The 12,598-nt window shown below is 71.3% G+C and carries 12 protein-coding genes; 7 read left to right on the top strand and 5 right to left on the bottom strand.

Going from position 1 to position 12,598, the window contains the following annotated elements; genetic code table 11:
• Positions 1-200 precede the first annotated feature (200 nt).
• From ACWC5O_RS34090 to ACWC5O_RS34110, 5 genes are all read left to right on the top strand, one after another.
• On the top strand, positions 201-401 hold the full coding sequence (locus ACWC5O_RS34090) for a hypothetical protein (protein ID WP_450582840.1): 201 nt from the start codon (positions 201-203) through the stop codon (positions 399-401).
• A gap of 355 nt (positions 402-756) precedes the next feature.
• The gene (locus ACWC5O_RS34095) at positions 757-999 is read left to right on the top strand and encodes a hypothetical protein (RefSeq protein WP_450582838.1); all 243 of its coding nucleotides are present in this window, start codon (positions 757-759) and stop codon (positions 997-999) included.
• A 320-nt stretch (positions 1,000-1,319) separates the two neighbouring features.
• Positions 1,320-1,877, top strand: a complete 558-nt coding sequence (locus tag ACWC5O_RS34100) for a hypothetical protein (RefSeq protein WP_450582836.1) — start codon at positions 1,320-1,322, stop codon at positions 1,875-1,877.
• 37 nt (positions 1,878-1,914) lie between these two features.
• The gene (locus tag ACWC5O_RS34105) at positions 1,915-2,457 is read left to right on the top strand and encodes a hypothetical protein (protein WP_450582834.1); all 543 of its coding nucleotides are present in this window, start codon (positions 1,915-1,917) and stop codon (positions 2,455-2,457) included.
• A gap of 1,429 nt (positions 2,458-3,886) precedes the next feature.
• Positions 3,887-4,807 carry a Rieske 2Fe-2S domain-containing protein gene (locus ACWC5O_RS34110; RefSeq protein WP_450582832.1) on the top strand — a complete coding sequence of 307 codons (921 nt, stop codon included), beginning with the start codon at positions 3,887-3,889 and terminating at the stop codon, positions 4,805-4,807.
• Between the two features lie 201 nt (positions 4,808-5,008).
• On the opposite strand, the gene ACWC5O_RS34115 is transcribed toward ACWC5O_RS34110, so the two are convergent.
• Complete coding sequence (locus ACWC5O_RS34115; RefSeq protein ID WP_450583199.1) at positions 5,009-5,242, bottom strand: CDGSH iron-sulfur domain-containing protein; 234 nt, start codon at positions 5,240-5,242, stop codon at positions 5,009-5,011.
• Between the two features lie 431 nt (positions 5,243-5,673).
• Entirely contained in the window at positions 5,674-6,147 is a 474-nt protein-coding gene (locus ACWC5O_RS34120) for a hemerythrin domain-containing protein (RefSeq protein ID WP_450582831.1), read from the bottom strand.
• Between the two features lie 213 nt (positions 6,148-6,360).
• Between ACWC5O_RS34120 and ACWC5O_RS34125 the strand changes: the two genes are divergently transcribed.
• Together ACWC5O_RS34125 and ACWC5O_RS34130 are read left to right on the top strand one after the other, a co-directional pair.
• Positions 6,361-6,690 (top strand): hypothetical protein, encoded by a 330-nt coding sequence (locus ACWC5O_RS34125; RefSeq protein ID WP_450582829.1) that lies wholly within the window; start codon positions 6,361-6,363, stop codon positions 6,688-6,690.
• Positions 6,687-6,887: a hypothetical protein gene (locus ACWC5O_RS34130; protein ID WP_450582827.1), complete on the top strand. Its 201-nt coding sequence runs from the start codon at positions 6,687-6,689 to the stop codon at positions 6,885-6,887. The genes ACWC5O_RS34125 and ACWC5O_RS34130 overlap by 4 nt, the downstream gene beginning before the upstream one ends.
• A 35-nt stretch (positions 6,888-6,922) precedes the next feature.
• Here ACWC5O_RS34130 and ACWC5O_RS34135 read toward each other — a convergent pair whose 3' ends face one another.
• From ACWC5O_RS34135 to ACWC5O_RS34145, 3 genes are all read right to left on the bottom strand, one after another.
• Positions 6,923-7,411 carry a flavin reductase family protein gene (locus ACWC5O_RS34135; protein ID WP_450582825.1) on the bottom strand — a complete coding sequence of 163 codons (489 nt, stop codon included), beginning with the start codon at positions 7,409-7,411 and terminating at the stop codon, positions 6,923-6,925.
• A gap of 264 nt (positions 7,412-7,675) precedes the next feature.
• Complete coding sequence (locus ACWC5O_RS34140) at positions 7,676-9,682, bottom strand: SWIM zinc finger family protein (RefSeq protein ID WP_450582824.1); 2,007 nt, start codon at positions 9,680-9,682, stop codon at positions 7,676-7,678.
• Entirely contained in the window at positions 9,679-12,534 is a 2,856-nt protein-coding gene (locus ACWC5O_RS34145; protein WP_450582822.1) for a DEAD/DEAH box helicase, read from the bottom strand. The genes ACWC5O_RS34140 and ACWC5O_RS34145 overlap by 4 nt, the downstream gene beginning before the upstream one ends.
• Positions 12,535-12,598: the final 64 nt, after the last annotated feature.

Raw genomic sequence — 12,598 nt, forward strand, 5'->3', positions numbered from 1 at the left:
CCGGATCAGGCGGCGGTCTCCGTCCCTGGGGACGGAGACGGAAGGGGTGCGGCCCACCATTACATGGCGAACTCCGCACGGACGTCACGCCTGTTGGACGTGATCGGGAAAGCGGGAGCACTTGTCTCTTCAGCATCCCGCCGACCGCGGCGGAGACAAGCGCGGGCAAGTTCGAGCGTCTTGCGGAGTACCTGTCGAAATTGACCAGCTCACCGGCGTTCTTCTTATTCTGCCTCGGGCTGGTCGTTGCACTGCTGAAGAACTCTGAACTACGGGCCGAGCGAGCAATCCAGCGCAAGCTTGACGCCCTCGCCGCCGCCCTGCTCGAAGAGCAGGAAGGCAAGCCGGGGAAGGCGCACGAAGACCTCAAGTCCGTGATCCGAATGGAGGACGACACCTGAGAGTCCGGGAGCACGAACCGACTCTCCGGGCGTGTCAAATCGAGGGGAGGAGTTCATCAGTTCGCGGAACGTCCGGCCCAGCTGTCCGAGCATGTCGTACGGGGGATAAAGATCTGTGCCGAGCCGTCCGCGGCTCCAGTCACCCCTGAGCCCCAGCAGACGGCGGACCTCACCCCCGGGCGTGCATACCTCCGGCCTCCGCGACCGCCAGCCTCGACCATCCCCCGTACAGCCCCGCCAGAGCTGTGTCCGCCCTCGAAGTGGCGTGCTCCATCCTGCCCATCGAGGCCGGCGGCACGCTGGTCCATGCCCGCCTCGCCCCCGTCCACGACGGTCCTGGCTGGGACCTGCCCTGGTGCAACGCTGGACACCCACCGCTACTCCTGCGCCCCCCGATGCCCACGTCGTTCTCCTCGCAGAGCACGACATCCTCCCCCACCAAAGCCTCGGACCGTTCCACCGCACCGACCACCGGCGCACACCCTCTCCGGGCTCGCCCCTGCTGCTCTACACCGACGGGCTCATCGAGCGCCCCGGCCACGACATCGACGCCGTCATCGCACGACTCGCTGGCCTGCTGGCCCGCCATGGAGACTGACCACTACCCGACCTGGTACGCCGGATCAGCAAACGACTGGCGGACCCACACCCCGGGGACGACGTCGTCGTACTCGCCGTGCGCGGGCCCTGACGAACGCCGTCCGGTCTCGTCGACCACGTCACCGAACCGTCTGCCACGCCGGGATCGACACCGATGATTTTCAGGCAACGACCTGGGCCGCTCCGAGGACCGGCCGTCACTCAGCGTGCGCGCCATGTGGAGATCGCCACAGAGCCGATCACCGCAAAAGGGATGAACAGCGGGCCAGCGGGTACCCGGAAGGGTAGATCACTACTCCTACGAGGAGCGTGCAACTCATGTCCACGGGAACGCTTCTGGCGATCATCATTGCGATCGTGGTGGTGCTCGCCCTGACCGCTGTAGCGGTCTCACTCATGATGCGACGCCGTCACCTCCGTGAACGCTTCGGCCCGGAGTACGAACGGACCGTCGAAGACTCCGACAGCCGGCGCACCGCCGAGCGCGAACTCAAGGAGCGCGAGAAGCGGCACGACGCGCTGGACATCAAACCGCTCTCCCCGGCCTCGCGTGACCGGTACACGCGGGAGTGGAGCAGCGTCCAGTCGGAGTTCGTTGACCGGCCCCAAGACGCGGTGCACGACGCCGACCGGCTGGTGACCTCCCTGATGCACGACCGCGGCTACCCCACCGAGGGGTTCGAGCAGCAGATGAAGGACCTCTCGGTGGAGCACGGGCGCACCCTCGAGCACTACCGCGCCGCGCACAAGGTCGAGTCCCTCAGCACCCACAGCCGGGCGACGACCGAGCAACTGCGGGGCGCCATGGTGCACTACCGCGCGCTGTTCGACGAGTTGCTCTCCGACGGCGGCCGGGCCCAGCCCGCCCGGTCCTGACGCCGACCCCCGGCCCGACCCGGCATGGAGGAAGCCCATGCACAGCAACGACGACACGGACCGCACCACCGGCGGCCTGACCACCGAGGATCTTGCACAGCCCTCCGGCGCCACCACAGGGACGCCCGGAGACACGGAGGAAGCCTCCGCGAGGGTCCCGATGTACCCCGGCGAGAGCACCGCGACGACCGCGACGCAAAGTCCGGCCGAGGAGAGGGACGGGGACCGGTCCGCCGCCGGATCCGACGCCCGAGCCGCCGCCCCGGACGCCGCGCGCACCCCGGACACCTCGGACACCTCGGACGACGAGGCTCCACAGCTGCTCACGGAGGACGAGGACCAGGGCTTCCGCGACCGCTGGCAGGAGATCCAGAACAAGTTCGTGGACGACCCCCGCGAGGCCGTACACGACGCCGACGCCCTCGTCGCAAACGTCATGCAGACCCTGGCCACCACCTTCGCTCAGCACAAGAAGGACCTGGAGGACCAATGGGGGCAGGGCGAGCAGGTGGACACAGAGGAACTACGCAGGGCCCTACGGCGTTACCGCTCCTTCTTCAACCGACTGCTCACCACGTGAGACCCCTTCCTGAAGCCCGGGCAACAAGGCGACGCCGTCGCACAACTCACGACCCCGACCACGCCGGCGAACGTCCAGCCACCGCAGTCCGTCCGACCCGATCGCCATCGCCCGGGTCCAGGTCGTCAACCAGTCCGCGTCTGCGGCCACTGACATGCCCCGGTCGACCGCTGAGGCAGAGGGCACCGTTCCAGGAGGGCACCCTCGTCCGGCATCATGACGGCGACGGCCCGCGGCGCTAACCGCACCGGCGGCAGGCGCCAAGCCAACGACACGTCCAGGCTGCCCGATGCTCACTCGCTCGCTCTCGCCGACTCGTCAACGCCTGCACCTGCACTTTCGTCGGTGGGGACACCGATCATTGGTCTCCCGTCGCCCCGACACCCGAGACAACTCCGGGCAGGTGGCTTGCCGCGCTTCACGGGTAGGGTTGGGGGCGAACTCACGGGGATGCCACATGAATCCGTCACCGTCCTCACCGTGCCCCGGTGGCCGGAGCCCCCTTTGCGGAAGCCGTGCATCGTGCCGGGCTCATGGGCACGCTTCGTTCCCTCGCCGCGGCCCGGCCGGGCATCCAGTTGCTTCCTATCGCGCTGGACGTCTCTACAGCCGACCTCGCTGCTCTCAACTGGGCGTGCCCATGGCTCCATATGGGCCTAGGGGCATCTCCCCGGGCGCCCTGAGCATCGCGTATCGCCTGAATACGAAAGCAGCATTCCGGGCGCTCGCCGCCGACCTCGGCATACGTATGCTGGCCGGCCGCTGTTACGACCGGTAGCGAACTCGAAGGTGCCGTGACTGCGATGCTGACCCGCCACGAGCGCGTTGTGGTGAAGCCGAACAGGTCTCGCCGGGGGGTACCAGCTGCGCTTTGTCACCCGCACCGAGCCCTGGTCGGCACCGGGCCCACTGACTGGCGAGTGGGTGGTGGAGGAGCATCTCGACGTGGCCCGTTCCCTGAGCGTCCAGATGGATGTGGGGAAGGCCGGCCCGCGCGTGGTGTTCAGCGGCGAGATGCATACGGCGGGCGGCGCATACGACGGCTACTTCTCGCCTGTGGAGGAGGGTACGGATGCCACGACGAAGGAGCTGACACGGTGGGCATGGGCGCTGGGCCTCCATCTGGCCCGGCACGGTTATGCCGGGAGCTGCGGGATCGATGCGGTTCTGGACCCGCAAGGCCGGCTGTTCGCCACGGAGAGCAATGTCCGGCGAACGGCAACGACGGCGCCGCACCGCCCTGGTGGACCGCCTCAGCCGTGCGGCGGCCCTTCGCGAGCCCGCATGGCTGCTGGCGACCGGGCGGTCGCGGGCACCACATACCTTCCCCCAGCCGCTCGAACATCGCGTCGAAGGCCAGGTCACGTGGCGTATGTGGCTCGGCGGAGGTCGGCTGATTACGGCATGAGGAAGCGGCTACTCGGAGGACATGAGACTCAGCACCCTCCAACAGCGAAATCCCACGGCGGCCGGGCGGCTCCTGCCCGATGCAGCGGGCCCTGGTCATGTCCTGAAAACCGTCGACCGATTGGAACGCTTCTCCAGCGCAGACACGTTGCTCGGGGTCGTGCAACGGATGGTGCGGGCGGCTCCACTCGGCCGGGCCAGAGACGGCCTGCACGGGCGTTGGCTGGGTCACCCTGTACACCCGCTGCTGATACAGATCCCCCTTGGCAGCTGGCTGTCCGCCGCGGTGCTCGACGCAATGCCGGGCCAGCGAACCGCGGCACGCACATTGATCGCCACGGGCCTGCTGGCTGCAGCCCCAGCCGCGGCGTCAGGCTGGGTGGACTGGGCGGAACTGAACCGCCGGCAGATGCGCGTCGGCATCGTCCATGCCGCAACGAACATCACCGGGGTCGCCCTGTACGCCACGTCCCTGACCGCTCGCCTGCGCGGGCATGAAGTCTCAGGCAGGATGTACGGCTGGGCAGGACTCAGCGTCGTCGGCATCGGCGGCGCGCTCGGCGGCCACCTCGCCTACCGCCAGGCAGCCGGCGCCAACCACGCCGCAACCGTCCCGCAGATGGTGGAGCCGGGCTGGCAATACGTTGCCGACCTCTCGGACCTTCCGCAAGGCCGACCGACACACCGTGACCTCGACGGCGTCGCTGTGGTCGCCGTCCGCCAGCCGGATGACAAGGTGTATGTGCTGGCCGAACACTGCAGCCACCTGGCGGGCCCCTTGTCGGAAGGCTCGCTGGAAGACAGCTGCCTGCGCTGCCCCTGGCACGGCAGCACCTTCCGGCTGACCGACGGCTGGAACGTCAGTGGTCCGGCCACCGCACCCCAGCCCGCTTTCGACACCCGCATCACCGACGGCCGGGTGGAAGCACGGCTGCGCACCTGACGCCGCCCCCAACGGACAGCTCCCCTGTCTGCATCGGCATTGGCGGCGCAGTCACGGCGGCAGCCGCACCGATTCAGATCGCCAGCCTGCAGCCTGGAACGATGCCCAGCCCACCTCACGGGCCGAGGCCGACTGGAAGCGACTCCGCGCTTCGAAGAGCGGCGCGCGCGAGCGGACCTGAGACGAGTTCGGTCGTGAAGTTCACGCCTCGGATCGGATCCCGCCGTCCGGGTGCCTCGGCCGCTCGGACTTACGACGGCTGGTCTCGCACCACGGGTAGATCTGGCTGCGTCTGCAGGTGCACAGGGCGACACAGAACCGGTCCGACCTCACGATGGTGCCGTCCTCCAGGGTGATCTCCATCGGTCCTTCGACCAGCAGCGACCCTGCACGCTGTGCCACTGTGCGGCGGCAGCGTTCATCCGAGTCGTACAGCACGAATGATCACCAGCCCTTCCCTCTCGTCACCGCCAGACGGCGTCGGCGAGGGGCTCCGGGGCATCGGCGTGGGCCAGCTACTCCAGCGCGGCGGGTATGAGGAACAGGGGTAGGCACGGGCTCGCTTGGTGATCAACGAACTCGACCCCCACATGATCATCGAGGCTGTGCCTGCGCTGCTTCGCGGGTTCGCCAAGGGACATGACGTCACGTCACGCGAGAACCGGACCAATCGCAATCACGCAGAGACCCATGGGGCACGCTCCCTCGCCTCGGGCCTCCCATGTGCGCCCACGGGTACGGAGCCGGCGCCGAGCTGCCAGGGGCGGTCGCCGGTGCCGCCGCTGCACGAACCGGTCGCGGCCCGGCCACTGGCTGCCGTCCATGGGGGCGCACGGAGCCCGGGCCGCCGGGCCGCCGCGTGGAGGTCATTCGTGCGCGCTGGGCACCCGGAGCGGGTCGTGAGGAGCGTCGGGCTTGGCGGCGGCGAGTTGCTCGCCCAGTTCGCCCAGCCGGCTGTGGCCGAGAGCGGAGCGGACCTTGGGGAACCACTCCTTCTCTTCCTCCTCGACGTGGTGCCGCACGTTCTCGATGAGAACGGTCATCTTGGCGTCGAACCGTTCGTCTTCGGGGTCTAGGCCCGCCAGTTCGGAGAGCATCCACAGGACGACGTGGTGTTCCTCGACGCTCTCCAGTACGTGGTCGGTGGTGTCCGGCACGGCGGCACGCGCGGCGGGGTAGAAGATCTCCTCCTCGATCCAGGCGTGGACCGTCAGCTCCTCGATCACCTTGTCGGCGATCTTTCGCTTGGTCTTGTAGGCATGGTCCCCGGCCTGCTCGAACTCCTTGAACAGCTTCTCGACCGTCTGGTGGTCGTCCTTGAGCAGCACAATCGCGTCCATGGGCCCGCCTTTGCGTTGTCCGGCACGTCCCGCAAGAGAGCGGGGTGTTTTCGCCGGTGGAAATACCGAAAGCCGATCGGCTCCCACGCTCCGGTTACCCCGGGCAGTGCGTCCGACTCATCAGAAGCGCGCCTTTTGCGGCGTTCGGTCACATCGTGGGTGCCGTGGGTGTACTGGCTGTAATCACGGCCGGTCAAGATGCACGTCCGCACCATGTCCCGGCTGCTGGTACGCCGCGGGTTGCGAAATGAAAGCGAACTGCCGTGCGCCGACCTCGACGCGTCGACAGACGGCGTCGTCCTTCGGCAAGCGGACCGGCTTCCCTGCGTCGGGTTCTGCGACGCCGGCGGTCTGAACGTCTTCCTCGAAGTCTCCCAGCACCTGGCGGCCTCGGAGGGCGAGCTGCGGCTGCACCGTCCAGCCCCGGTCGTGAGTCGGCTCCTGGATCTTACGGGCACGGGATTCCTCCTGGCAGAGGAGGACTCGGGCGTTGAACAGCCTCCAGCCGAGACAGCAGCTCAGCCGTCCAGCGAAGTCGCATGATCAGCGATCGGATGGCGGAGATCCTGCGGCTGCTTCGAACCGAGGAGTGGCCGGACGTGGCGGCGGATGTGGCTGAGCTGCTCGCTGTGGACGGGATTACGGTCAGCGCGGGCAACGCACCAGGAGGGACGGAGATCCTCTGGTCCTCGGGCAGCCTCTCGCGTGACTTCGAGGACCTGCAGCTCACCCTCGGATGATCTCGTTCGGTGCCGCCCAGTTACGCTCGGCTGGCTCAGTCCGCCGGGTGGCCTGGGGTGATGTCATGGGTGTCGTTCAGCGTCAGCAGCGGGCTCCTGGTGCCCGTGGGGTTGTCCGCCGCCTCCGGAGCGAGCAGGAAACCGACGTGGTCGCCGCCGTCGATCCGGTTCTCCACGCGACCGACGAACCAGGCGGGGGCCTCGTCGAGGATCAGCGATCCGCCCGGTCCTGGATGCCACGGGACGTGAGTGAACTTGTCGGTGCGGTCGCCGGTCTCGCCGCCGAAGAGCCGGGCCAGCCGGTTCTGGTCGCGGCGGAGGAGATGGACCGCGAGACGTTGGGCACGCTCGGCGACCTCGTACGTCCGGTTGGCTTTGGACAGCCAGACCATGAACCGGGCGGGCCGGATCGAGCACTGCGAGGCGAATCCGACCAGGCAGCCGGCTCTTTCCCCATCGGCCACCGCGGTCACGACGTACATCGGATAGTCGAGCAGGTCGGTGAAGGGATCAAGATCGGTCACGGTACCTGGCTCCCGCTTCAAGAGATCGGACATCGGGTCACTCCGCGCCCTGTCGGTGTGCAGCTGCGGCGCCCGGATGATCATCGAAGTGTCCGCTATGCCGCGTGAGGTCCAATTCGCCGGGCACTCGGAACAGTGACGCATTGGTCGGGTGTGCCCTGCGAGGCTCGCCCGTGAGGCGCTCCCTCATATCGAGCCACCCGACGGGTGAGTCCGGTGACACGCTCGGGGCGCGGGCTGCGAGGTGTACGGATGCCGGCGCGCTCAGAGGTCGTCCGGTGTGCCCAGGCCCGTGAGGGCGCCGACCGGGTCCAGGTCGGGTGTGCCGCGGGGCCACCAGTCGTCCTGGCCCGGCTCCGACTCGTAGGCGTACCAGAGGCCGTCGCGGCCCAGGCGGAGCTGGACATGGCCGCGGGGGTGGGTGAGGCGGTTGCGCCAGGGGCGGAACGCCGGGAGGTCGGCGGCGAGCAGCAGCGGGCGGGCCCGGTCGAAGCGGCCGGCGGGCGGATCCCACGGGTCCTCCAGGACGGCCAGCCCCTCCGGCCCGCCCTGCCGCCAGGCGGCGACCGCGCGGGCCAGGTCGGCCGGAGTGCGGTCGGTGGCCGCGGCCAGCGTGGCGTACAGGCTGCGGGTGGTGGCGGTCAGGCCGGAGCCGGGACGGGCGGCGGCGAGGCGTACGGCGTCCTGCCACAGGGTCAGTTCGCCGACCGGATCACGGCCGGTGGCGAGCAGCGCGTGCGCGCGGGCGGCGGCGTCTGTCGCCAGCTGGTCCAGCGCGAAGGGGTCCGGTCCGCCGGGCCCCGCCGGGTACACCGGCGGCTGCTCGGGGTGCGGCGGAACGGGCAAGGGCGGCGGCAGCTGCGGAAGCCGACGCGGGGCGAGGGCCTCGGCCGCACGAACGCCGGGCAGGGACCGCGGCGATCCCTCCTGGGCGGCACGGGCCGCGCGGGCGGCGCTGCGGCGGGACAGCGCGTCCAGGAGGCCCTTCTCGCCCCGGCCGCGCAGCAGGAGCAGCACGAAGGGGTCGGCGTCGAGCAGGCGTGCCGTCTGGTAGCAGAGGGCGGCCGCGTGCTTGCAGGGGTGGCCGGAGTCGGGGCAGCTGCACTGCGGGGCGAGGTCGCGGGGGCCGGGCAGCAGGGGCACACCGCAGTCGGCGAGGGACTGGGGCAACTCCTTGTCGAGCAGCGCCGCGATGTGCCCGGGGCGGTCGGCGGCCGCGTCCAGGAACCGCTCCCAGTCCGCGTCCTCCAGCGTGCGCAGCCGCACCTGCACCCGGTACGGACGGGGACGGCTTCCGCGGACGTACGCCAGCACCAGCCCCGGCGTCACGGTGATCGCGTCCACATGGCCCTGGTCCGCGTAGACCCGGCCGCGGCCCAGCCGCTTGACGTCCAGCGCACCCTGTTCGAGCGCGTCGGCCCAGGCGTTCCCCCACCAGGTCTCGGCGAACGCCGGGTCCTCCGAGGAGCCCTCCCGGGGCGGGAACGCGGGGAAGGTGCGGCGGAGTTCGGTGTCGCGGTGGGGGGTGGCCATGGTGGCGGGGATCTGCGGGGATGCCGGCGCCGGAGGGCGGGGTTCGCCGCGGTCGGCTTCGCCGACGGAGGTGTCCATACCGGTGTCGTCCATCACCTCGGCCGTGTCGGCCGTGTCGGCAACGGACGGCATACGGAAGGCGTTCGCCAGGAACTGGCGCATGTCGTGGGCGGCTTGGACGCGGGCGGTGGTCCGGGAGTCGGTACCGGGGCGTGCAAAGGCGGGTGGGGAGCCGGTTGTCCGCACCGGCGTACGCCTCCCACGCCGAGACCCTGCCGCCTCCGCCTCGGCACGCAGCGCTTCCCGGCGGGCGGCCCGGAGCGCTTCCCTGGCCGCGTCGGCGGGTCGTGGGGTGGGGGTGGAGGTGGCGGCCTGCGGCGCGTTTCGGTCGCCCGCGTGACCGGACTGCGCCGTGGCAACGGACTCCGCAGACGCAACGGGCTCATCGCGGTCACCTGACTCCGCGGTGGCACCCGACTCGTCCCATTCACCAGGCACCGCCGCGTCACCGGACTCAGCTCGGGGACCAGACCTCACCAAGGCCCCGAACCCGTCCCGGCTGCCCGACTCGACAGAGGCACCGGCCTCACTCCGGCCGCCCGACGTGGCGGCGCGCTCGGTCGGGCGCTCGGGCCGCTTCGCCTGCGCGGCCTCCTCGCGCTCGGCCTCCGCCCGCTCCCGTGCCGCCCGCAGGGCCCGCCGGGCCGCGTCGCCGGGGCGCTGTTCCCCGGTCGTCATGAGGACCTCCGCAGGGAGACCAGGTCGGACAGCTCGCGGTCCGTCAGTTCGGTCAGGGCCGACTCGCCGGAGCCGAGGATGGCGTCGGCCAGGGCGCGCTTGGCCTCCAGCATCTCGGCGATGCGGTCCTCGACCGTGCCCTCGGTGACCAGACGGTGGACCTGGACCGGCTGGGTCTGGCCGATGCGGTAGGCGCGGTCGGTGGCCTGTTCCTCGACGGCCGGGTTCCACCAGCGGTCGAAGTGGACGACATGGCCGGCGCGGGTGAGGTTCAGGCCCGTACCGGCGGCCTTGAGGGAGAGGACGAGGACGGGGGTCGCACCGCCCTGGAAGCGGTCGACCATGCGCTCGCGCTCGGCCACCGGGGTGCCGCCGTGCAGGAGGTCCACGGGGACCGCGCGGGCGGACAGGTGGGCGGTGATGAGGCGGGCCATGCCGACGTACTGGGTGAAGACCAGTATGGAGCCGTCCTCGGCGAGCACGGTGTCCAACAGCTCGTCCAGGAGGGCGAGTTTGCCGGAGCGGGCCGACAGCCGGTCGGCGTGTGTGTCCTCCTTCAGGTACAGCGCCGGGTGGTCGCAGATCTGCTTCAGGGCGCCGAGCAGCTTCAGGACCAGGCCCCGGCGGGCGATTCCCTCCGCGGTCTCGATGGCCAGCATCGACTCGCGCACCACCGCCTCGTACAGCGAGGCCTGTTCCCGGGTGAGCGGTACGGGGTGGTCCGTCTCGGTCTTGGGCGGCAGCTCGGGGACGATGCCGGGGTCGGACTTCTTGCGGCGCAGGAGGAAGGGACGCACCAGGCGGGCCAGGCGGTCCACCGCCGCCCCGTTCTCATCGGCCCCACCGTTCTCCACCGCGCGCGCGTGCCTGGCGCGGAAGGACTTCAGGGGGCCGAGGAGGCCGGGGGTCGTCCAGTCGAGCAGGGCCCACAGTTCGGAGAGGTTGTTCTCCACCGGGGTGCCGGTGAGGGCCACGCGCGCGGGGGCCGGGATGGTGCGCAGCGCCTTGGCGGTCGCGGAGTACGGGTTCTTCACGTGCTGGGCCTCGTCGGCGACGACCATCCCCCAGGGCTGCCCGGCGAGTTGGGCCGCCGTGGAGCGCATCGTGCCGTAGGTGGTGAGAACGAAACCGCCGCCGAGACCGTCCAGGGTGCGGTCCGGGCCGTGGAAGCGGCGGACGGGGACGCCGGGCGCGAACCGGGTGATCTCCCGCTGCCAGTTGCCCAGCAGGGACGCGGGACAGACCACGAGGGTCGGCTCGGTGCGGGCCCGCTTCAGGTGCAGGGCGATGAGCGTGATGGTCTTGCCGAGGCCCATGTCGTCGGCGAGGCAGCCGCCGAGCCCGAGGGAGGTCATGAGGTCGAGCCAGGCCAGGCCGCGGAGCTGGTAGTCGCGGAGGGTGGCGGCGAGCCCGGCGGGCGGCTCGGCCGGGCCGAGGCCCGCGGTGAGGCGGTCACGCAGGGCGGCCAGTGCGCCGACGGGGACGGCCTCGACCGTCTCGCCGTCGACGTCGGCGGTGCCGGTGAGCGCGACGGAGAGCGCGTCCACCGGGTCGAGCAGGCCCAGTTCGCGTTTGCGGGCCTTGCGGACCAGTGCCGGGTCGACCAGCACCCAGCGGTCCCGGAGCCGTACGACCGGCCGGTGGGCCTCGGCGAGCGCGTCCATCTCGGCCTCGCTGAGCGGATCCCCGCCGAGCGCCAGCTGCCAGCGGAACTGGAGCAGGTCCTCGCTCTCGAAGAACCCGGTGCCGTCGGTCGCCGAGCCGGGCGCGGGCCGGACCACGGCGGCGGCGGTGAGGTCGCGGGCGAGGTCCCGGGGCCAGTGCACGGCGATTCCGGCGGCGGCGAGCCGGGAGGCCGCCACGCCGAGCAGCTCGCCCAGCTCCTCCTCGGACAACGCGAGCACGTCGGGGGTCTCCTGCTCGGCGAGCCGGTCCAGGGGCGGCCACACTCGGGCCGCGCGCCGCACGGCGAGGGCGGCGTCCACGCGCGCGCGTGGCCCGAAGGCCGCGTCGGCCTCCCCCGCCCACAGGGCCGCCGCGTCGGTCACCAGGGTCGGGTCGGCGAGGCTGTGCACCTGGAGGATCGCCGCGCCCGCGGCGCGGGCGCCCTCGACGGAACCCGCGTCGAAGACGTCGTACGCGGACAGGTCCAGGCGCAGCGAGATCCGTACGCCCGCGTCCATGCCGGCGGCGACCTCCGCCGCCCAGTCTTCGGCGGCGGGCAGTGCCTGGGGCTCGCGGGCGGCGAAGGGGCGGCCGGCGGTGTGGGGGGCGGCCGGGGTGCGGGGCAGGGTGTCGGCGACCGCGTCCACGAAGGAGCGGATCAGGGCCTCGGGCTCGGGCAGCCGGAGCGGCCCGGGGTCCGGCAGCGGCACGGCGTGGCCCTCTGGGGGCAGGGCCGCGGCCACCGCGCGCAGGTGGGCGATGTCGTCGGGTTCCAGCGGGCCGGCGCGCCAGGCGTCGTGGCCGCTCGGGGTCAGGCCGGGCAGCAGGCGGCCGCGGGCGACCAGCCGCAGCGCGTGCAGGGCGGCGGCTCCCCAGCAGGCCGTGGCCGGGTGGGCGGCCGGGTCGCGGCGGGCCCGGACCAGCAGCGGCAGGGCCTCGGCGAGCGGCAGGGTCAGCGCGGGCACCTGCCGGCGGCGCACGCTCGCTCCATGGCGTCGTACGACGGTCAGCTCGCCGGTGTCGCCGCCGGCGGGCAGCGGGCCGCCGTCGGGGTCCCAGAAGGCGACGCGGCCCTCGCGCGGGAGGGGCGCGGGCAGGTAGACGGACGCGAGGCGCACCGGAACGAGGTCCCCGGATTCCCGGGAACCTCCCATGCGCTCGGCCACCGCAGCCGTGCCACCGCTCATACGTCCTGCCACCTCCCGTCCGCACGTCGGATCAGACGTCCTCGACTCTACGGGCGGGGTCTGA

This window comes from Streptomyces sp. NPDC001450 (assembly GCF_053597295.1).

Bases quoted from the DNA above. Each gene is read 5' to 3' on its own strand.
- ACWC5O_RS34105 (WP_450582834.1), top strand. From the start codon at position 1,915: ATGCACAGCAACGACGACACGGACCGCACCACCGGCGGCCTGACCACC.
- ACWC5O_RS34125 (WP_450582829.1), top strand. From the start codon at position 6,361: ATGTCCCGGCTGCTGGTACGCCGCGGGTTGCGAAATGAAAGCGAACTG.
- ACWC5O_RS34100 (WP_450582836.1), top strand. From the start codon at position 1,320: ATGTCCACGGGAACGCTTCTGGCGATCATCATTGCGATCGTGGTGGTG.
- ACWC5O_RS34145 (WP_450582822.1), bottom strand. From the start codon at position 12,534: ATGAGCGGTGGCACGGCTGCGGTGGCCGAGCGCATGGGAGGTTCCCGG.
- ACWC5O_RS34110 (WP_450582832.1), top strand. From the start codon at position 3,887: ATGAGACTCAGCACCCTCCAACAGCGAAATCCCACGGCGGCCGGGCGG.
- ACWC5O_RS34130 (WP_450582827.1), top strand. From the start codon at position 6,687: ATGATCAGCGATCGGATGGCGGAGATCCTGCGGCTGCTTCGAACCGAG.
- ACWC5O_RS34140 (WP_450582824.1), bottom strand. From the start codon at position 9,682: ATGACGACCGGGGAACAGCGCCCCGGCGACGCGGCCCGGCGGGCCCTG.
- ACWC5O_RS34120 (WP_450582831.1), bottom strand. From the start codon at position 6,147: ATGGACGCGATTGTGCTGCTCAAGGACGACCACCAGACGGTCGAGAAG.